General features: G+C 65.7%; 19 protein-coding genes. 9 read left to right on the plus strand and 10 right to left on the minus strand.

Annotated elements, in window-relative coordinates:
* Positions 1 to 120: 120 nt before the first annotated feature.
* Positions 121 to 336 (minus strand): DUF3311 domain-containing protein, encoded by a 216-nt coding sequence (locus VMJ11_RS13525; protein WP_325619904.1) that lies wholly within the window; start codon positions 334 to 336, stop codon positions 121 to 123.
* A gap of 237 nt (positions 337 to 573) precedes the next feature.
* Between VMJ11_RS13525 and VMJ11_RS13530 the strand changes: the two genes are divergently transcribed.
* Together VMJ11_RS13530 and VMJ11_RS13535 are read left to right on the plus strand one after the other, a co-directional pair.
* On the plus strand, positions 574 to 1,257 hold the full coding sequence (locus VMJ11_RS13530) for a MarC family protein (RefSeq protein ID WP_325619905.1): 684 nt from the start codon (positions 574 to 576) through the stop codon (positions 1,255 to 1,257).
* Positions 1,258 to 1,309: 52 nt separating this feature from the next.
* The gene (locus VMJ11_RS13535) at positions 1,310 to 2,143 is read left to right on the plus strand and encodes a class II glutamine amidotransferase (protein ID WP_325619906.1); all 834 of its coding nucleotides are present in this window, start codon (positions 1,310 to 1,312) and stop codon (positions 2,141 to 2,143) included.
* Between the two features lie 47 nt (positions 2,144 to 2,190).
* On the opposite strand, the gene VMJ11_RS13540 is transcribed toward VMJ11_RS13535, so the two are convergent.
* From VMJ11_RS13540 to treF, 3 genes are all read right to left on the minus strand, one after another.
* Entirely contained in the window at positions 2,191 to 4,173 is a 1,983-nt protein-coding gene (locus VMJ11_RS13540; protein WP_325619907.1) for a PAS domain S-box protein, read from the minus strand.
* 87 nt (positions 4,174 to 4,260) lie between these two features.
* The gene (locus VMJ11_RS13545; protein ID WP_325619908.1) at positions 4,261 to 5,220 is read right to left on the minus strand and encodes a glycosyltransferase family 2 protein; all 960 of its coding nucleotides are present in this window, start codon (positions 5,218 to 5,220) and stop codon (positions 4,261 to 4,263) included.
* 245 nt (positions 5,221 to 5,465) lie between these two features.
* A complete protein-coding gene (treF, locus tag VMJ11_RS13550) occupies positions 5,466 to 7,277 on the minus strand; it encodes an alpha,alpha-trehalase TreF (RefSeq protein WP_325619909.1) in 1,812 nt (603 codons plus the stop codon).
* A 191-nt stretch (positions 7,278 to 7,468) separates the two neighbouring features.
* On the opposite strand from treF, the gene VMJ11_RS13555 reads away from it, so the two are divergent.
* Complete coding sequence (locus tag VMJ11_RS13555) at positions 7,469 to 8,641, plus strand: 4-hydroxybenzoate 3-monooxygenase (RefSeq protein WP_325619910.1); 1,173 nt, start codon at positions 7,469 to 7,471, stop codon at positions 8,639 to 8,641.
* 164 nt (positions 8,642 to 8,805) lie between these two features.
* On the opposite strand, the gene VMJ11_RS13560 is transcribed toward VMJ11_RS13555, so the two are convergent.
* From VMJ11_RS13560 to VMJ11_RS13575, 4 genes are all read right to left on the minus strand, one after another.
* A complete protein-coding gene (locus VMJ11_RS13560; protein WP_325619911.1) occupies positions 8,806 to 10,302 on the minus strand; it encodes a DASS family sodium-coupled anion symporter in 1,497 nt (498 codons plus the stop codon).
* A gap of 331 nt (positions 10,303 to 10,633) precedes the next feature.
* Positions 10,634 to 10,972, minus strand: coding sequence for a DUF4148 domain-containing protein (locus VMJ11_RS13565; protein WP_325619912.1), 339 nt, complete (start codon positions 10,970 to 10,972; stop codon positions 10,634 to 10,636).
* Positions 10,973 to 11,150: 178 nt separating this feature from the next.
* Positions 11,151 to 11,828 (minus strand): DJ-1/PfpI family protein, encoded by a 678-nt coding sequence (locus tag VMJ11_RS13570; RefSeq protein ID WP_325619913.1) that lies wholly within the window; start codon positions 11,826 to 11,828, stop codon positions 11,151 to 11,153.
* A gap of 238 nt (positions 11,829 to 12,066) precedes the next feature.
* On the minus strand, positions 12,067 to 12,504 hold the full coding sequence (locus VMJ11_RS13575; RefSeq protein WP_325619914.1) for a carboxymuconolactone decarboxylase family protein: 438 nt from the start codon (positions 12,502 to 12,504) through the stop codon (positions 12,067 to 12,069).
* 186 nt (positions 12,505 to 12,690) lie between these two features.
* Here VMJ11_RS13575 and VMJ11_RS13580 point away from each other — a divergent pair, with 186 nt between their 5' ends.
* From VMJ11_RS13580 to VMJ11_RS13600, 5 genes are all read left to right on the plus strand, one after another.
* Positions 12,691 to 14,163, plus strand: coding sequence for a PLP-dependent aminotransferase family protein (locus VMJ11_RS13580; RefSeq protein WP_325619915.1), 1,473 nt, complete (start codon positions 12,691 to 12,693; stop codon positions 14,161 to 14,163).
* Between the two features lie 322 nt (positions 14,164 to 14,485).
* The gene (locus VMJ11_RS13585) at positions 14,486 to 14,932 is read left to right on the plus strand and encodes an HU family DNA-binding protein (RefSeq protein ID WP_325619916.1); all 447 of its coding nucleotides are present in this window, start codon (positions 14,486 to 14,488) and stop codon (positions 14,930 to 14,932) included.
* Between the two features lie 245 nt (positions 14,933 to 15,177).
* Positions 15,178 to 15,456, plus strand: coding sequence for a LysR family transcriptional regulator (locus VMJ11_RS13590; protein WP_325619917.1), 279 nt, complete (start codon positions 15,178 to 15,180; stop codon positions 15,454 to 15,456).
* Positions 15,457 to 15,468: 12 nt separating this feature from the next.
* Complete coding sequence (locus tag VMJ11_RS13595; protein WP_325619918.1) at positions 15,469 to 15,735, plus strand: LysR substrate-binding domain-containing protein; 267 nt, start codon at positions 15,469 to 15,471, stop codon at positions 15,733 to 15,735.
* On the plus strand, positions 15,732 to 16,079 hold the full coding sequence (locus tag VMJ11_RS13600) for a LysR substrate-binding domain-containing protein (protein ID WP_325619919.1): 348 nt from the start codon (positions 15,732 to 15,734) through the stop codon (positions 16,077 to 16,079). The genes VMJ11_RS13595 and VMJ11_RS13600 overlap by 4 nt, the downstream gene beginning before the upstream one ends.
* 207 nt (positions 16,080 to 16,286) lie before the next feature.
* On the opposite strand, the gene VMJ11_RS13605 is transcribed toward VMJ11_RS13600, so the two are convergent.
* Positions 16,287 to 17,480 (minus strand): porin, encoded by a 1,194-nt coding sequence (locus VMJ11_RS13605; protein WP_325619920.1) that lies wholly within the window; start codon positions 17,478 to 17,480, stop codon positions 16,287 to 16,289.
* Between the two features lie 219 nt (positions 17,481 to 17,699).
* Positions 17,700 to 19,109, minus strand: a complete 1,410-nt coding sequence (locus VMJ11_RS13610; RefSeq protein ID WP_325619921.1) for a YihY/virulence factor BrkB family protein — start codon at positions 19,107 to 19,109, stop codon at positions 17,700 to 17,702.
* Positions 19,110 to 19,382: 273 nt separating this feature from the next.
* On the opposite strand from VMJ11_RS13610, the gene VMJ11_RS13615 reads away from it, so the two are divergent.
* The coding region (locus tag VMJ11_RS13615) for a molybdopterin-dependent oxidoreductase (protein ID WP_325619922.1) at positions 19,383 to 20,311 on the plus strand (929 nt) is incomplete at its 3' end.

Consider the following 20,311-nt stretch of genomic DNA (forward strand, 5'->3'; position numbering starts at 1 on the left):
CGGTGCCGAAGCTGCGTCCGCCCACGGCCCACTGCTCGAGATTCATGTCGTGGCCGCTGCGCGCACGCATGCCGAGAAAGAGCGCGACGACCGTGATCGCCACGATGATGATGAGGGCGCTCATGCCTGCACCTCCGCCTCGGCTTCGCCAGCGTGCCGGTTGGTCGGATCGAGCCGGTAGATGATCCCCATGATGGCCGCGGTCAGCACGACCCACATGACGATCCATGCCAGCACGAGCGGCATGCCGAGCACGAGCGGCTCGGTGCGGTTGACGAACGGCACCCCGAGCAGGATGCCGATAAAGGGCAAGGCAGCGAGCAACCTCAGTGACATGGCAACTCCTCTTGTATTTGAGAAGAAAAGAAACGTCGCGCCTGGGTGCGAGGCAATCCACTCTATGCTTGCGAACGCGCCCCGTAAAGCCGCCAAAATAATTGAAGGCCAGCCGAAAGCATTGGTGCGATGCGCCATTTCGCGGCCTCGGGACGGGCATCGATCAGGCACGCCGCCCCTCGATCCGGCTACACTTTGCGCACCTCCGTTCGCGCATGCCATTACCGGATCGACTCCATGATCGAGAGCCTGATTTCAGACATCCTGTTCGGTTTCACCGGACTCATCAGCATCATCAATCCCATCGGCGTTGCCTTTGTTTTTCTCGACCGCACCGCAACGCTCACCGACGAACAACGGCGCCTGCTCGCCAAGCGCGTGGCGATCAACGCGTTCTTCGTGCTGGTCGCGGCGTTCTTCGTCGGCACGCCGATCCTGCATTTCTTCGGCATTTCGATGGAGGCGCTGCGCATCGGCGGCGGCCTCGCGGTGGCCGTGAGCGGTTGGCAAATGCTCAACGCGCCCGAGCCCGAGGCGCGTGAAGCCATGGTCGATCACCCGGTGAAGCCCATGAGCTCGGGCTCTGCCGCCGGCAAGGCCTTTTTCCCTCTGACGATTCCGCTCACCACCGGTCCCGGCTCGATCGCGACGGCCATCGCGCTGAACGCCAACCGCACGCACAAGCTTTCGGCATGGCTGATTTCCAGCGTCGCGTCGCTCGTGATCTCGACGCTCGTCATGCTCGTGATCTATTACGTATACAGCCGCGCGGCGCGGCTTTCGCAATATCTGGGTGTGGAGGGCACGCGCGTGGCCATGCGCGTTTCCTCGTTTTTGCTCCTGTGCATCGGGGTGCAGATCATACTCACTGGACTGAATGGCTTTCTCACGCCGATCGCCGACCTGCGCGCCGTGAAGTAGGCGGTGCGTTTGCGGGCCGGCGCTCGAAAACGACCTTTCGAAGGAGCCCATCATGTGCCGCTGGCTCGCCTATTCCGGCAACCCCGTGCAGCTCGAAACCGTGCTGTTTCATTCGCGCCACTCGCTGATCGACCAGAGCCTGCATTCGACCCAGGGCGCGACCACCACGAACGGCGACGGCTTCGGGCTTGGCTGGTATCAGCATCCGCACGACATTCCCTATCGCTATCGCAGCGTGCATCCGGCCTGGAACGACCGCAACCTGCGTGAGCTCGCGCGCGCCGTGAGCGCGCCGATGTTCATCGCGCATATTCGTGCGGCCACGCACACGCCGGTGCAGGAGACGAACTGCCATCCGTTTCGTCATCGGCGCTGGATATTCGCGCACAACGGGCTGATTCGCAGCTTTCCGCTCATGCGGCGCGACCTGCTCGTGGCGATCGATCCGGGGCGCTTCAACGCGATCGAAGGTTCGACGGATTCCGAAACGATGTTCTATCTGGCGATGACATTCGGCCTCGAACTGGATCCCGTCGCCGCGCTCGAGCGCATGGCGGGCTTTGTCGAGGAAACCGCGAAAAAGCATGGCGTGGAGCCGGCGCTCAACATGACGGTATGCGCATGCGACGGCGAGCAGATCATCGCGGCGCGCTATTCGAGCGAACGCAATTCGCGCTCGCTCTATCACACCGCGTCGTTCCGGCATCTGCACGAGCTCTATCCCGACGATCCGCGCATCACGGCGGCGGGCGAGGATGCGTATCTGCTCGTTTCCGAGCCGCTCGGCAACACGCCGGAGGTCTGGGCCGAAGTGCCGGAATCGACGGCGATCGTCGTGCGCGGGCCCGAGGTCGAATACCGGCCGTTCGTGCCCGTCGCGCCTTAGCTCCTGGCGTCTTTGTCAGCGGGCGCCCTTATCGCCTGGCGGGTTTATCACGTGCGTCTTGCCGCGGCGAGCGCGAGCACTTCGTCGAAAAGCGCGGCGTCGACGGGCTTCACGAGATGCATCTCGAAGCCCGCCTCCTGCGTGAGCTCGATGTCGGCGGCCTGGCCGAATCCCGTCATGGCCGCGAACAGCGTGTGTGAAAGCGCGGGCAGCGCACGCAGTGCGCGCAACGCCGCATAGCCGTCGATTTCCGGCATGGCGATGTCGATGAGCGCGGCGTCGGGCGTGAAGTCCTCGACTTGCTTGCCTGCCTGCGCGGCGCTATAGGCGACGCGAACCTCGTGGCCTTTGAGTTCGAGCAGCATTGCGAGGCTGTCGGCCGAATCGCGATTGTCGTCGACCACGAGCACGCGCAGCGGCGGTACGCCGGCCTCGGCCAGCGCCGCCAGACTGATTGCGTCCGCGTCGAGCGGCGCCGGCTGGGCGGCATGCGTGGCCTTGCGCGCCAACGGCAGGCGGATCGTGAACGTGCTGCCCTTGCCGGGGCCATCGCTCGTGGCGGAAATCGTGCCGCCGTGCAGCTCGACGAGCGAGCGGCACAGCATGAGGCCGATGCCGAGCCCGTTTTCGATCGGCACGGGCATCGTGCGGTCCTGGCTGAAGAGGCCGAAGATCGATTCGAAGGTGCCGGGTCGTAGCCCGCGGCCTTCGTCGCGCACCTGGATCTGCACGGCGCGCGCCGCGCGATGCACATCGACGGCGATGCGGCTGCCGTCGGGCGAGAACTTCGAGGCGTTGTGCAGCAGGTTCTGCAGCACCTGCACGAGGCGCGTATGGTCGCCCGTCATGGTGAGCGGCGCATCGGGCAGTTGCGTTTCCACGTGCTGGTTGCGCGCCGAGGTGAACGGCTGCGCGGCGTCGATGGCGTGCGCAACCACTTCGCGCAGGTCGAGCGGCGCCTCGCGTAACTCGATCTTGCCCGAGGTGATGCGGCCGACGTCGAGGAGGTCGTCCACGAGCCGCGTGAGGTGCACGATCTGCCGGTCGATCATGTCGCGCGCGCGCTCGATCTCGGGGCTCGGCGCGTCCATGAGGTGCATCGTGGCCACGGCGTTGCGCACGGGCGCAAGCGGGTTGCGCAACTCGTGCGCGAGCATGGCGAGGAACTGCTTCATCTGCTCGCTCGAATGCTCGAGCTCGTCGTTGCGGCGGCTCTCGGTCATGTCGCGCGTGACTTTCGCGAAGCCGGTGAGCCGCCCATGGCCGTCGTGCACAGCGGTGAGCGTGACGTTGGCCCAGAACATCGATCCGTCCTTGCGCACGCGCCAGCCTTCCGTGACGACGCGGCCCAGTTCGGTCGCGCGGCGCAGCTCGAGCTCGGGCAGGCCGGCGGCCACCTCCTCGGGCGGGTAGAACACGGAGAAGTGCTGGCCGACGATCTCGGCCGGGCGGTAGCCCTTGAGGTTGGTGGCGCCGCTGTTCCAGCTCACCACATTGCCTTGCGGATCGAGCATGAAGATCGCATGGTCGCTCACGCTCTCGACGAGCAGGCGAAAGCGCTCCTCCGAAAGGCGCAGCGCTTCGACCTGGCGGCGCTCGGCCGTGAGGTCGCGCGTGACCTTGGCGAAGCCCGAGAGCGAGCCGTCGCTCTCGCGCAGCGCGGTGATGACCACGTTGGCCCAGAACATCGTGCCGTCCTTGCGCACGCGCCAGCCTTCGTCGTTGAAGCGCCCATGCAGGGCGGCCTGTTCCAGCTCGTGGTCGGGCCAGCGGCGCGCCTTGGCTTCTTCCGTGTAGAAACGCGAGAAATGCTCGCCGATGATCTCGTGCGCCGCGTAGCCCTTGATGCGGGCCGCGCCGCGATTCCAGCTCGCGACATGGCCGCGCGTGTCGAGCAGGAAGATCGCGTAGTCTTCGATCGGCTGGACGAGCGCCTCGAAGCGGCGTTCGTTATGGCTTTCGGACGCGCTTTCGGGGGCGGGTTGCGTGGCGCTGCCTTGCGGGGCGATGCCGGAGTCGGGCGTTGTCATGGTCCTCGGGGCAGTCGTAGGCCCGTCATTCATGGGAACAGGCCTTGGCGTCTGGAGGGACTGCCCGCGCCCAACGAGCGCCGCAGCTTACCACGCGCGTTGCCCCGAGCGGTCGTACTTTTCGGCCATGGCGGGAATGCCCGCGCGCACGTGGCGCTCGGCGCGGCGCACCTGGCGGGTGAGCAGCACGACATGAGGCGGCACCACGCGGCGGCGGCGCAGCGTCCAGAACGCGCCGCGCAGGAGCGCGACGCCCGCGGGCCCGAGCGAGCGTTGGCGCGCGAACACGGCGAGCGCGCGGCCGGTGACCGCGATCGCGTCGCGCATGGGCAGCCGCATCCAGGCAACCCACGCGGAGTTGCGCGCGAGAGCGCAGTGCTGCGCGCGCGTGAACCAGCGATAGAGCGGCTCGCGATGCGCGAGGGCCTGTTCGCAATAGATGATCTGATGGCCCGCGGAGAGCATGTCGAGGGCGGCGAGCTCCTCGGCGCCACCGTGCGAGAGGCGCTCCTCGTAGCCGCCGAGCGCGCGGAACACCGCCGCACGGAAAATGCATGCGCCGGCCATGAAGCTCGCGAGCGTGGGACCGCCGAGACTTTCCGCAGCCGGCGAGGTGGCGGCGAGCATCAGGCAGGCGGGGTGGATTTCGCGTTCGTCGTCGCTCACCACGCGTGCGTTGAGCACGGCAACCTCCGCGTGCGCGTCGAGCAGTTGCGCCGCGCGTGCGAGCGAGCCGGGCGCGAACCAGGTGCAGTCGTCGCAGCAGGCCACATATTCGGTGCGCGCGAGCAGGACGGCGCGATTGAAGCCGGCCATGCCGCGGTCGCCCAGCGACTGGACGATGCGCACCTGCGGAAACAGCGAGGCCAGCAGGGCCACGGTGGAATCGCTGGAGCCGTTGTCGGCCACGATCACATCGGGTTGCTCGGGAAGGGCGGTGAGGCGCGCAACGGTATCGATGGTCTGGCGCACCTGGTTGCGCGTGAGCACGACCACCGTCACGCGCGGCGCGCTTGGGGAACCGGGGGCATGGGCGGAGGCGTTCATCGCAACGAGCGGCGCGAGCCGGTCGGAAATTTATCGAGATAATGAATACCAGCATACGCCGTTGGCGCGAGACATGCACATGAGGCGCAGCGGCCTCGGGCCTGGCATGCGGCGTCGCGCAGCAGCGGTGCTGCACTGCACGCAGGGAATCATGCGCAAGTTTCGCGCCGCGCCAGCCACGCGTGGCGGTCCGCTCAGTTCCCCACAATTGCACTCAGATGCGCTGCGCGCAACGCTGCGCCGCATCACGGCGCGCTGGCGGGCTCGCGGGCCGCCGCCGCCGTGCCGGACGCTCGCGCGCCTTGCGCGGCGGCGGAGCGCGGATACATCTGGAGCAGCACGCGCAGCACGCCGTTGGTCCAGCCGAAGCCGTCCTGCAGCGGATATTCGCCGCCGCCCGCCGACGAGGCCTGCGTGGCCGCCGCGCTCACGTCGTATTTTTCGACGAGCTTGTGCGTGCGCTGGTAGTAGGCGAGATTCGTCGCGATCCAGCGCGTGGCGATTTCCTGTGCGAGGTCCTGCTCGCCGTAGCGGCGCAGCCCGATTACCGCGAGATATTGCAGCGGCGCCCAGCCGTTCGGCTCGTCCCATTGCTGGCCCGTCGCGACCTGGGTGGTGGCGAGGCCGCCCGGGCGCAACAGGCCGGTGCGCACGGCGGCGGCCACGTCCTGCGCCTGCTGCCGTGTCGCGACGCCCGCATAGAGCGGGTACACGGTCGCCGCCGTGAGCCGGTGCGTGAGCGTGTGGTGGACGAAGTCGTAGTCGCCGAACGCATGCAGCTGTGGATCCCAGAGCACGCGGTCGATCGCTTCGGCGCGCTGCTGGGCGCGCTTCGTCATCGATGCGGCCTCGCGCGCGTCGCCCTTGAGACCGTAGGCCTTCGCGAGCGTGCGCTCGAGCATGACCATCAGCGAGTTCAGGTCCACCGGCGCGAGCGAGGTCACGTCGATGGTCGCGAGCGTGTGGTCGTCGGCGAGCCAGCGTGAGCTGTAGTCCGAGCCCGTTTCCGCGCCCGCGCGCAGGTTGCGCCAGAGATCCGGGGCGTTGCGCTGCGGCATGGACCTCGCCGTGAGCATGTCTTCGCGATACGACTCGTCGCGCGGCCGGTTGCGCGCGTCCCAGTAGCGGTTGAGCAGCGTGCCGTCGGGCAGGCGCACGACGTGGCGCGTGGCGTGGCCCGGTTCGAGTGTTTGCGCGCCGGCCATCCAGTAGTCGTATTCCTTGCGCAGTTGCGGCAGATTGCGCAGATACACGGCGTCGCCGTCCCTTTGCGCGGCGAGGCTCACCATCTGCGCGAAGAACGGCGGCTGCGAGCGGCTCAGGTAATACGTGCGATTGCCGTTGGGGATGTGGCCGTAACGGTCGATCAGCGTGGCGAAATTGTTCAGCTCGTCGAGCACGAGCGCATGACGGCCGCTCGCTTCGAGGCCCAGCATGATGAAGTACGAGTCCCAGTAGTAGATCTCGTTGAAGCGGCCGCCCGGCACGACGTACGCGTACGGCAGCGGCAGCAGCGACGAGTACGCATGGGGCTCGGCGTCGGGCTGGCGGGTGAGCACGTCCCAGAGCGTGTCGATATGGCCGACGACGTCCTGGTCCGGATCGGAAACGTAGTGGTCGTCGGTCTGCGGCGGGGCCGTGAAGTACTGGTTCACGAACTGCGTGAGCGCCGCCTTGCGCGCGGGTTCGTCGCGCTCGCCGGCATGCTGCTGGCGCCAGCGGTCGTAGGCCGCGGTGATCTCGTCGGGGCGCGCGTTTGGCAGCATGTCGGCAAACGTCTTGCTGTCGGGGAAGACCTGCGCGAGTTCGACGTCGTGGTACAGGCGCCCGTAGAGGTCGGCGGGCGTGGCGGGCTGCGCGGATTGCGCGGATCGTGCGGGGCGTTGTAATTCCTGCCCACTTTGCGTCGTGGTCGAGCTCGCGCTATCGGCTTGCGCGCGCTCGGCGTGCGAGAGCGGAAACGCAAGGCACAACGCGGTTGCGAGCGCGAGGGCGAATGAGGAGGAGCGGGGTTTCGTTGCGGAATCGGTTGTCGGAAAGCGGAACGGTAAAGGCATGGGCTTGGTGTTCTTGTGGATACGGGCAAACCGCCCCAGCCAGCAACTTCCATTCCGCGCACTTGCCCCGCTATCGCTTTGATATTCCAAATCTGGATAGTACATATTCGCCATATCGCGTTGCGAGATAGCCGGCCAGCGGTGAAACTTGCGCAAAATCAACTCAAGCAACGCCGCATAGGAGACATGACATGCGCACTCAGGTTGGCATCATTGGCGCCGGGCCCGCGGGCCTGCTTCTTTCCCATCTTCTGCATCTTCGCGGTATCGACTCGGTCGTGCTGGAGCTGCGTGGCCGCGACCAGATCGAATCGACGATTCGCGCGGGCGTACTCGAGCAAGGCACGATGGACCTGCTCACCGAAACGGGCGTCGGCGAGCGCATGAAGGCCGAAGGCGCGTTGCATCACGGCTTCGAACTCGCGTTCGAAGGCAAGCGCCGCCGCATCGACCTCACCGGCCTCACCGGCAAGGCCATCACCGTCTACGCGCAGCATGAAGTGCTCAAGGACCTCGTCGCCGCGCGCGTGGCCGCAGACGGCAAGCTCTTCTTCAACGTCTCGAATACGTCGATTCACGGCATCGAAACCAGCACGCCGTCGATCCGCTTCACGCACGAAGGCGAGCAGCACGAACTGCAGTGCGATTACGTGATCGGCTGCGACGGCTCGCAGGGCGTTTCGCGCGGTGCGATTCCGGCGGCGCTGCGCCAGGACTACGAGCGCGTGTTCCCGTTCGGCTGGTTCGGCATTCTCGTCGAGGCGCCGCCCACCTCGGACGAACTGATCTACGCGCGTCACGACCGCGGCTTCGCGCTCGTCAGCACGCGCTCGCCGAACGTGCAGCGCATGTATTTCCAGTGCGATCCGAAGGACAGCGTCGATAACTGGTCCGACGACCGCATCTGGGCCGAGATGCATGCGCGCGTCGACTCGCTGGAGGGGCATCAGGTGGTAGAAGGCAGGATCTTCCAGAAGAACATCGTGGGCATGCGCAGCTTCGTTTCGACCACGATGCAGCACGGCCGCCTCTTCCTCGCGGGCGACGCCGCGCATATCGTGCCGCCCACCGGCGCGAAGGGGCTCAACCTCGCGGTGTCGGACGTGCGCGTGCTGACCGCCGCGCTCGTGGCCTTCTACACGGAGAGCCGCACCGATCTGCTCGACGCCTATAGCGAAACGGCGTTGCGCCGCATCTGGCGCGCCGAGCACTTCTCGTACTGGATGACGCGCATGATGCACCGCCTCGACGATGCCTCGCCGTTCGAGCAGCGCCTGCAGGTCGCCGAGCTCGAGCACGTCACGACTTCGCGCGCCGCCGCCACGGCGATGGCCGAGAACTACGTGGGAGCCGTTGCGGTGTGATGCTCGCGGTTTGAAACGCGATAAAGCCAAACGAAGCGGCCGCGCAAGTTCAGGACTTGCGCGGCCGTTTTGCATGTGCGTCGTGGGAGAGCGCCTCACGCCGCCGTGAGCGGCGCGACGCCCAGCTCGTTCGCCATATTCCATCTGCGTACAGCGCTTCGCGTTCAGATCCAGCCAAGCCAGCGCCACCACGTCGCGCCGAACAGCAGCAGGAGCAGGTAGCCCACGATCGTCAGCACGATGCCGACCCGCGCAAACTGCTTCGCGGTGAACGTTTCGGTGGCGAGGCATACCATGTTCTGCGGCGCGTTGATCGGCAGGATGAAGCCGAAGCTCACCACGAAGCCGAGCAGCATCGTGAGCCCGAGCCGGTTGAAATCGCCCTGCATCGACTGCAGCACCGACACGAGAATCGGCAGCATGGCAGAGGTGAGCGCCGTCGCGCTCGCAAAGCCGAGGTGAATGACGATCAGGAACGCCGAGAGAATCGCGAAGGCCGTGAAGGGCGTGGCCGTGTCGAGCCCGGTGTGGTGCGCGACGAGGTCGCCGAGCCATTGGCCCGCCTTCGTCGTGAGCAGCGCGGTGCCGAGGCTGATGCCCACGCCGAACACGATCACCGTGCCCCATGGAATGCGGCTTTGCACCGTCTTCCAGTCCATCACGCCGAAGCGCGGCAACAACAGCAGCACGAGGCCTACGTAGGTGACCGAGGTGGTGTCGAAGGGGTGCAGCTTGCCCTCGGTCGCCCAGAAGAACAGCAGGCCGATGGAGACGCCCAGCAGGCGCTTTTGCGGGCCCGTCATGGGGCCCAGTTCGCGCAGCGAGGCTTCGACGGCTTCCTTGCCGCCCGCGATCGCTTCGGCTTCGGGCGGCAGCATCTTCAGCACGATGACGAGCAGCGCCGCCGACATCACGATTGCCCAGGGCGCGCCCGCGACGAGCCAGTCGAGCCATGTGACGCGCGCGCCGAGCATCTTGTCCATGAAGCCCACGGTCAGCAGGTTTTGCGCGGCGGCGGTCTGGATGCCGACGTTCCAGATGCTGGTACCCGCGGCCACCACGATCATGATGCCCGCCGCGATGTTCGAGCGCTTGTCCACGCCGAACGCGGAGATCACGCCCACCATGATCGGCACGACGCAGGCGCTGCGCGCGGTGGCGCTCGGCACCACGAGCGAGAGCACGATGGTGACGGCGATCGCGCCGATCAGGATGCGCCGCGTGGTTGTGCCGATGAGCGAGAGCGTGACGAGTGCGATGCGCCGGTCGAGGCCGTTCACGGTCATCGCCGCCGAAATGAACAGCGCGCCGGCCACGAGCGCGAGCGCGGAGTTCGAGAAGCCGGCGAGCGCCATGCTGATGGCTTTGTTCGTACCGTAGTCGACGGCGGGATTCTCGATGGTGGGCGCCGTGCCGACGAGAAACGCCATGAGCGAGGTGATGATGATCGCGCTCGCCTCGTATGACACGGCCTCGGTGAGCCATACGACCACGGCGAAAGCGAGGATCGCGAGCATGCGCTGGCCGGCGGGCGGCAGGGTTGCGGGCAGGGGCAGCACAAGCACGACGACGAGGGCGGCCACGCCCGCGATCAGACCGACAGGAATGCCCTTTTTCTGCGGCCCGGCACTCGCGTTGGCAGCTGGCTGGGGTGCGGTCATGACGATCACTCCACATTGGGCATGCATGCGGCGGGCTCATGGCGTGGCGCATGCAGCGTCGATGGCGGCGGTTTCGCTGCTTGCGAACGTGACGGCGGGTTCGCTTCGCGGATGGTACTGGCAATCGATTATTGGAGCGTTTCGCGTGGCCGGTGCGCGAGTGATTGCGAGTGCGTGGGAGCGTCGCGGGATTTGCGCGGCAGGCGATCGAGGGTGTCGCAAAACGCGACGCGGAGGCAGGAAACGGCGGTGCAGCCTGGAGGCGTTCGGACCGGCACGGCGGCCGGCCCGAACGCGAAAAAAACGTGCGAAAGACTAGAGCGAACGCGGCTTACTGGCTCGCGCCAGCAGCGGCGTTCGCTTTTTTCTGCGCGTCTTGCAGGTTCTGCGGATAGTTCGGGTCGTTCAATCCCGGCTTGTAGCCAGCGGCTTCCAGCTTCTTCAGTTCGGCGTTGTTCTTCGCGCGGGCTTCCTTGCGCTCTGCCTTGCGCTGCGCTTTGGCCTGTGCCTTGGCTTCCTTCTTCTGCTCCTTGGTGAGCGGTTGCGAGGCCGTGGACTCGGCGGCGGCCGGTGCGCTGGCCTCCGTCTGCGCGAGCGCCGGCGCGGCGGCGCCGATCAGGAATGCGGCGGTGGCCGCGGCGAGAGTGAGCTTGCTGGTGGTGGAACGCATCGATTCCCCTTATGTCTGGTTTGAACGGCAATCCCTGAGCCGGGAGGGCAGGCGCTAGCCGCTAGATTGCGCGTGCGGCGCGCCAGGGAGCCAATGTAAACGATCCATGCCAAAGAGGGTAGCAAGCGCAGACCCTGGCCCGCGGCGGCGCATGGCCAGGCTGGCCGCGCGGCCCGGCTCAGAGCCTCGCGGCGGCCGCCGCGACGATGCGCGCGCGCTCGGCGACCGATGCAGCTGATTGCGCGCGCAACCTTTCCACGATTGCGCGCGGTGCCGTGGCGGGATCACCCGCATCGAACGGCGGCGCGGGCGCGTATTCGAGTTCGAGCTGCAACGCCTGGGCGGCCTCGTCGCCGATCAGCTCGGCGGCGAGCGTCAACGCGAAATCGATGCCAGCGGTGATGCCGCCGCCCGTCAGCACGTTGCCGTCGCGCACCACGCGCGCACGCACGGGGAGCGCGCCGAGCGGCTCCAGCAGCTCATGGAAAGCCCAGTGCGTGGTTGCGCGCCGCCCGCGCAGCAGGCCGGCCGCGCCGAGCACGAGCGCCCCCGTGCAGACCGAGGTGACGTAGCGCGCGCCGCTCGCCTGGCGGCGCAGGAACGCGAGCGTCTCGTCGTCGGGGATCAGCTGCGAGACGCCGCTGCCGCCCGGTACGCAGATCACGTCGAGTGGAGGGCAGTCGTCGAAAGTCGTGTCGGGCGTGAGCACGAGGCCGGTGCTCGAGCGCACGGGTTCGAGCGTCTTCCAGATGAGCCGCGCCTGCGTGTCCGGCATCGAGGCGAGCACGTCGTACGGGCCGGTGAGGTCGAGCTGTTGCACGTTGGGAAAGAGAAGAAAGCCGATTTGCAGCGCCATGAGGAGTCCTCGGTCAGGGTATCGAACCAGGCCGGCGGTGTGCCGGACAACCGGGATTCACTGTAGCTTCGCACGGCCGCGCAACCATGCCAAAAGCCGCGCAAAAACTGCCAGGGTCGCTCGCGTGGCGCACGCAGCGCGCGCGCCGCGTTCAGCCGCCGCTTAATAGCAGGCGACAGAAGTGGCGCGTCATGCTGCGTGCTCAGGTGCGTACTGAGGTGCGTACTGAGGTGCGTACTCAGGCCGGCATCTTGCGGAACGACACCGCGATGCGATTCCAGCCGTTGATCGCGACGATCAGCAACGTCAGATCGGCGATTTCCTGATCGGTGAAATGCGGCTTCACGCGTTCCCATACCTCGTCGGGCACGTGCGTTTGCGCGAGCAGCGTGACCGATTCGGTCCATTCGAGCGCGGCGCGTTCGCGTTCGGTGAAGAACGGCGTTTCGCGCCACACCGAGACCGTTGCGAGCCGGCGATCGGTTTCGCCGCCCTTGCGCGCATCGGTGGTGTGCATGTCGACGCAGAACGCGCAGCCGTTGATCTGCGAAGCGCGCAGACGCACCAGCTCCGCGAGCGGCTTTTCGATCGAGCTCTTGCTCACGCGCTCTTCGAGCGCAATCATGGCTTTCGTGCCTTCCGGGCTCGCCTTGTAGTAATCCATACGTGATTGCATGATCGTTCACCTCTGAAGTTGAATGGCGTCCGTTGCGGATGGGTCTGTTACGGATGGGCTGGAACTGCGAAATGCGTCAGCCACGTGAGCACTTTAGGCGCCGCGCTGGCGCGTTCATATAGCCATTCTGGCAATATCTCGAGTGACCACTTTCGCTCCCGTCGAACGCTTCCTGCAGCGCCATCAATGGAACTCCATGTCACCGTGTCGGGCCGTCGCGACCTCGCGGCCCAGATCTACCGGCAACTCCGCGACAGCATCGTCGACGGTCGCCTTGCGGGTGGCACCCGCCTGCCTTCCACGCGCGATCTCGCGCAACAGCTAGGCGTTTCGCGCAAGACCACGCTCGACGTCTTCGAGCGCCTGCTGGCAGAGGGATATCTGAACTCGCGGCGCGGCTCGGGCACCTTTGTCGCCGAAACGCTCGAGCGTCTGCCCGCGCGCGAGCGCGGTCATCCGAATCCGCAGATCCGCGCCGCTACGACGGTCACCGAAGCCGCGCGCGGCGCGCAGGCGACGCCATGGTGGCAGGCTGAGGCGCAGGGCGGCTTGCTGCCACGCTTCGATACGCGGCTTGCTTGCGACTTCGCGGGCGGCGTCACCGACAAATCGCGCTTTCCCTTCGACATCTGGCGGCGCTGCATCAACGATGCGTTGCGCGTGCAGGCGCGCGGCCACGGCATGTACCGCGATCCTGCCGGCGAGGAGAAGCTGCGTCTTGCGGTCTCGCGCTATCTCGCCTTCAATCGCGCGGTGCAGGCCAACTGGGAGGACGTGATCGTCACGCAGGGCGCGCAGCAGGCGCTCGATCTGCTCGCGCGCGTGACGCTGGCACCCGGCGACGTGGTGGCCGTCGAGGATCCGGGCTATCCGCCCGCGCGGGATATCTTCGCCGCGCTCGGCGCGAAGGTCGTGCCGGTGCCCGTGGACGACGAGGGCCTCGTCGTCGCGCGCCTGCCGAAGGCGGCGCGGCTCGTCTACGTGACGCCCTCGCACCAGTTTCCGCTCGGCATGCCAATGAGTCTCGAGCGGCGCGTCGCGCTGCTCGAATGGGCGCAGGCGCGCGGCGCGCTCGTGATCGAAGACGATTACGACTGCGAATACCGCTTCGAAGGGCGTTCGCTGGAGCCGCTCAAGAGTCTCGACAACGCAGGTCTCGTGGCCTACGTCGGCACGTTTTCGAAGACGATCTTCCCGGAGCTGCGCGTGGGGTACATGGTGCCACCCGCCACCTTTGCCGCGCCGCTCGCCCGCGCGCGACAGATCGGCGACTGCCACGGCTGCGTGCTCACGCAGACGGCGCTCGCCAACTTCATGCTCAACGGCCATTTCGCACGCCACCTGCGGCGCATGCATCAGACGTATTCGCAGCGCCGCGACACGCTGCTCGCGCATTTGCGCGGACCGCTTGCGCCGTGGCTCGAACCGGTCATGCCGAACACGGCGGGCCTGCACCTGGCGGCGCGGCTCGTCGCGCCGCTCGAAGCCGGTGCGGTGGCCGAGGCCGCGCGCCGTGCATCGATCGGGCTGCATCCGCTCGCGCCATTTCATCTCGAAGCGCCTGTGCAAAGCGGTTTTCTGTTCGGTTACGGGGCGGTCGAAGTCGAGCGTATCGATGCCGCGTTGACGTCACTTGCCACGCTGCTGCGTGCGCTCTGACCGATTGCCGCGGGCGCGGCGGTGCGACGAGCGCATGCGAAATCACGAAAAACGCCATACGTAGGGCGTTTTCCGAACGGCGAGCATGTGAGACGCGCCGGCCGAAGCGCGGCATCGGGCAGGCGTTGGAGTCTCGACGGTGCACGTTTACCCCTGTAAACAGGCGTCGAAATGCGTTCGGAAGTCAGCACCGCGCAACAAAATCGCAACGACAATGCAAAAGCTTCACGCAAAACGCTTGCGCGTATGTAGAATCCGCCGTTGAAGCACGTGCATTCCGCAGTGCTTCTTCGATTCACTGACCAACACTGGTAGGAGAAACATGCCGACTTCCGCAAAGAAAGTGGCCAAAAAGGCAGCTGCCCCGGCCACCAAGAAGGTTGCCGCAAAGAAAGCGCCCGCCAAGACTGCTGCAGCTAAGAAGGTCGCCGTGAAGGCGTCCGGCGCACCGACGCCGATCAAGGACACCTTCACGAAGGCCTCGCTGGCTACCCACGTCGCTGAGCGTGCTGGCGTCGAGCCGAAGGCTGCCAAGGCCGTGCTCGCCGCGCTGGAAGACACGATCCTCGGTTCGGTCCACAAGAAGGGCGCCGGCGAATTCACGCTGTCGGGCCTTCTGAAGATCGTCGTGCAGGCTGTGCCGGCGAAGAAGAAGCGCTTCGGCAAGGATCCGTTCACCGGCGAAGAGCGCTGGTTCCCGGCCAAGCCGGCAACGGTCCGCATCAAGGCGCGCGCCCTGAAGAAGCTGAAGGACGCAGCTGCGGCCTGATCGCGTTCAAGCCGCAACCTTCGGGTGGCGGCGACTCGTTAGTACCCAGGAATCCCCGTCGGCGTCAGGCCTGCGGGGATTTTTCATTGGCGCGTGCAAAGCGAGCTCTGGTGTCAAATGCATGTTCTAGTGTTATGGCCTTTAGCCGGACATGATGGACCTGAAATATAGACTTAATCGTTATTGATGAAGACTGGTAGCGATGCCATCTCTGCACGGTATTCGCCAATCCATAACACCATATTATGCTTGCTGCCGACCTCCGTCTGCGCCAGGTTGAAGCCTTTCGTGCGTTGATGCAATGGCGCACGGTTACTCGCGCGGCGCAGGCGCTCGGCATCTCGCAGCCCGCAGTGAGCCGCCTGCTTGCCGATTTCGAAGCGAAGACGGCGCAAGCGTTCTTCGAACGGCGCCAGGGGCGCTTGCTATCGACCGTCGAAGCTCATGCGCTGCACGATGAAGTCGAGCGTGCGTTCGCGGGCTTCGAGCGCGTGGCCCAGGCGGCCGCACAGATTCGCGGGTAACCGCGCGGCGTAGTGTGCGTCGCGGCTTCTGCGGATCTTTCCGCCGACTTCCCGCCGCGCGTTGCCGCAGCGTTCGCGCGCGAGCACGAGGGCGTCGATCTCGAACTGCTGGCCGGCGATGCTGCGGAAATTGCCGAAAGTGTGGCGGCGCAACGCTGCGACCTCGGCTTCGTGATGCAGGCCGTGGCGCACCCTGGCGCGCGTCTGGAGTGTCTGGGCGAGTGGCCGCTGCGCTGCATTGTGCCGCGCGCGGGCATCGTCTTGCGCGCAAGCGCGTGATTCGCGCCGAAGACTGCGAGGGCGAGCGCTTCATTTCGTTTGCCGCGGCGAGCGAAGCGCGTATGCGCATCGACTGGCAGTTCGCCGAATGCGCGGTGACGCGCGATCTGGGCGTCGAGGTGGCGCTCGCGCAATCCGTGGTGGCAATGGTGGAAGCGGGACTGGGCGTCGCGCTGGTCCACGCGCTGACAGCTCAGCACGCGAGCGCGCGGGTGGGGGTGAAGCGCTTCGCGCCTGCGTTGCCGGTCGCGCTGCATGTCGTGTGCGGCGCGCAACGCCAGGCGACGGCGTTGAGCGACGCCTGTGTGCGGCATGCCGCCGCCGCGTTGGTGCGATTGCGTTGAAACACTCGCGCATGAGCGCGGGAGGCCGTCGTGGGTGGCTAGAACCCCTGCTCTGGAGCGCGGCGCATATAAAAAAACCAGCCGGGGCTCGCGCCCGCGGCTGGTTCGTGCAGCATGTAATTTTTAGCTGCGTGGTCTCGCTCGCATCGCCGGAACGGCGGTTCAGCCAGTTCCGGCGCCGGGCCGAAGCCCGGTTCGATGCTGTGCTTAGAACTTGTGGCGGATGCCCAGGCTGACCATGGTCTGCGAGCTCGAAGCCGAGTTGTAGCCGTACGAGCCGATCGATGCGCCAGCCGACGAGGTACCTTCCGCCGTACCGGGTTGCGTGCCATTGGCGTGTTGCCATGCCGCGACTGCGTACAGGTCCGTGCGCTTCGACAGGTTGTAGTCCGCGCCGAGCGAAACCTGGTTGTAGGTGTTCGACGTGTCGCCTGCGCCGTGCGTGTAGGTGTAGCCGAGGCCGAGCAGCAGCGCCGGGTTCAACTGGTAGCCGAAGAAGCCGGCAGCCACGTTGTAGCGCTGGGTCGAGTCGAACGACGAGAAGCCGTCCGGCTTCATCTGAACGTTGCTGTAACGGCCGCTCATCGTGAACGGACCAGCAACGTATTGAACTGCCAGCGAAGCGATACCGACCGACTTGGCCGAAGCGTAGGCAGTGTTGATCTGGCTGCCGTCATAGAACATCGCATCCGACGTTGCGTTCGACGCCCAGCCGCCATTCGCGATGCGGGCTGCCAGCGACGACGAGTTGTCCATGCGGAAGTAGCCGCCGGCAACGTTGAGCGAGCCGATGCCGTACGTGGCAGCGGCACCCCAGCTCTGACCCGAGCCGGTCGAGCCAGCGACACCGCCGAAGGCGTACATGCCTTCGAACTGGAAGCCTTGCAGCACCGGCGAAACGTACTTGATTGCGCTGTTCGTACGCGAGCTGTTGTCGTTGTTGTCGACGTCACCCGGGGTTGCGAACGTGCTGCCGAAGTAGTTGTCGCCGGTCAGCGGCTGAACCATGTCGACGAGCGGGTCGTACTGGCGACCGACGGTGACGGTACCGAACTGGTCGCTTGCCAGACCGACGAATGCTTGACGGCCAAACAGCAGATTGTTGCCGTTATAGTTGCCCAGCTTGCCGTTGTTGATGTTGAAGCCGTTTTCCAACTGGAAAATCGCCTTCAGGCCACCGCCCAGGTCTTCCGAGCCCTTCATGCCCCAGCGGTTGCCCGACAGGTTGCCACCAACGAGGCCAACCAGGTTCTTGTTGTGGCCGCTGGCGTCCATCGTGTTGTTCACCCACTGGATCGATTCATCGATCACGCCGTACAGGGTCACGCTGCTTTGAGCGTGAGCGGTGCCGGCTGCGGCCAGCAAGGCCAGCGAGAGGGTCGAGAGAGCGACTCGTTTCATTCTGTTTTCTCCACGCAGAGATTGTTTAGTTGTTGCGCGATGGAGAATAACGCAGCAGGGCAATGCACCAGAACTGAAAAATAAAAGTCTGTCGCGAAAAGCTGACACCGGCCAGAATGCCTTGTCAGACGGGGGCTGCGTCGATTATGCCGATTTTGGAAATATTGGATTGTTGACGGAGCATTATTGCTGTTTTTGATAAAAGTTCCGTAAACATCCTTATTTTTCGGCCTTACCACGACCTTTCGCAATATGGCTTGCCGGCGCGGTTTCATCGGCGTGGCGACGCCCGGCGGCAGCCGTCATGGCGAGTGCGGCGCTCGCGACCAGCAGCACCGATCCCCACGGATGCCGCTTCAGATAGCGGTCGGCGGCGGCGACCGTGCGGCCCGCCTGAACCAGCGTCAGTGCGGCGGCATAGGTGGCGCTGTCCTCCATGCGCACGACCGAGCGGCGGATCTGCAGGCCGTTCTTGCTGTGACCGAATGCGCCGCCATGTGCGCTCGCGCGCCCGATCGCGCCGAGCGGCGTTTCCGATAGTGCCGATTTTTCCGCGGAGGAGGCGACCGCCGCATCGGCTGGCGCGGCCGCATTGATTGTGGCCCCGTTTTTTGTCGGCACGGCGGCTGGCGCTGGGTCGGTCGGGTGTCCGACTGCAGGGCGTGCTTCATACCGCGGCGCAATGGTCGAGGCGGCCAGCACCGAGGCCAGCTTGGCGCGGCTGCCGGGCGGTGTATCCCCGAGGAAACCCCACGCGCCGCGAGGGTCGTGCAGGCGCGCGCGCGCCGCCGAGAATTCCGCGCCGAGCAGCAGCACTGCCGCGGAGAAGTACAGCCACATGAGCAGCACCGCGAGCGAACCGGCGGCGCCGAACGCCGTTGCCATGCCCGCGTGCGCGAGATAGAGCGCGAAGAGCTTCTTGCCCACCGAGAACAGTGCCGCCGCGACGATGCCGCCCACTATCGCGTCGCGCCATTGCACGTTGGCGTCGGGCAGGAAACGTAGCAGCGCGGCGAACGCGACGGTCAGCACGACGAGGCCCACGGCGAGCTGCAGCAGGTTGCCGATGATCACATAAGGAGAGTTGCCCCAGAGCCATTGGCCGACGAAGGTGATGACGGTGTCGAGCACGAGTGAGACGATCAGCAGGAACGCGACGCCGAGCACGAGCCCGAACGAAATGAGGCGCACGCGAACGAGCGCCATCACGCTGGAAGCGCGCGGCCTCTCAGGTGGCCAGACGATGTTTAGCGCCGAATTGAGCGACGAGAACGTTGCAGATGCGCCGACCGCGAGCATGGCGAGCGAGATGATCGTGGCGACGCCGCCCGTGCTGCCCGCGCGGTGTGCGTTCTGCACGATGGTGGTGATGCCGGCGGCCGCGTCGTCGCCGAGCACGTTGTGAACCTCGCGGAACAGCTCTCCGCGCGCAGCGGCGTCGCCGAAGAACCAGCCGGCCACCGCGAGCACCATCACGAGCGTGGGCGCAAGCGAAAACGCCGAGTAGAACGCGATGCTCGCCGCGAGCGACGGGCAACGGTTGGCGATGAACTGGCGAAGCGCGCCAACCACCCATGATGCTTCCTTGCGCGCGGCGGACTGCAGTCGTTCCGTTGAGAGCGTAGACATGATGAAGCGCCCTGCATTTCGACAAGGACGAAGGATCCGCCAGCGAGGTCGCTACGTGCAGGACCCGCAAAAGCCGACGGCCGGGACGAAGTGCGCCGCAGCATGCGTGCACTACGCATTTGGTCACACTTCGTCACAAAGATCGCTTTGGTCATTCAATATAGCAAGCCCGATTCCCGGGGGTTGCCGCCGTGTACGCGCACATCTGCGGCGATCCGTCGCCCAAAACGACTTATACTGAAACGACCCACAACCAGAAGCTGAGGACGCATCATGCTGCAAATGTCCCGGCGTCAGTTCCTCAAGGTCACGGCAACCTCGCTGGCGGGTTCCAGCCTCGCGTTGATGGGTTTCGCACCCGACAATGCGCTTGCCGAAGTCCGACAATATAAACTGGCGCGATCCACTGAAACCCGCAACACCTGCCCGTATTGTTCGGTCGGTTGCGGCATCCTCATGTACGGTCTGGGCGACGGCGCAAAGAACGCTACGGCCAGCATCTTCCACATCGAGGGCGATCCCGATCACCCCGTTAATCGCGGCACGCTGTGTCCGAAGGGCGCGAGTCTCATCGATTTCATCCATAGCGAGAGCCGCCTGAAATATCCCGAGTATCGGGCGGCGGGATCGAACGAGTGGAAGCGGATCTCGTGGGACGAGGCGCTCGACCGCGTCGCGAAGCTGCTCAAGGAAGACCGCGACGCGAATTTTGTCGAGAAGACGGCGGACGGCAAGACCGTGAACCGCTGGCTGACCACCGGCATGCTCGCAGCCTCGGCGGCCAGCAACGAAGTCGGTTACCTCACGCACAAAGTGGCCCGCAGCATGGGCCTGCTCGCATTCGACAACCAGGCGCGTGTCTGACACGGCCCGACGGTGGCAGGTCTTGCCCCGACGTTTGGCCGTGGATCGATGACGAATCATTGGGTCGACATTCGCAATGCGGATGTGATCCTCGTGATGGGCGGCAATGCGGCCGAAGCGCACCCGTGCGGATTCAAGTGGGTCACGGAGGCGAAGGCGCACCGCAAGGCGCGGCTCATCGTGGTGGATCCGCGCTTCACGCGCACGGCATCGGTCGCGGACTTCTACGCGCCGATCCGCACCGGCACGGACATCGCGTTCCTTGGCGGCGTGATCAACTATTTGCTCACGAACGACAAGATCCAGCACGAGTACGTGAAGAACTACACCGACTTCAC

Origin of the sequence: Paraburkholderia sp. (assembly GCF_035501035.1) — a bacterium.
Classification (GTDB): Bacteria; Pseudomonadota; Gammaproteobacteria; order Burkholderiales; family Burkholderiaceae; genus Paraburkholderia.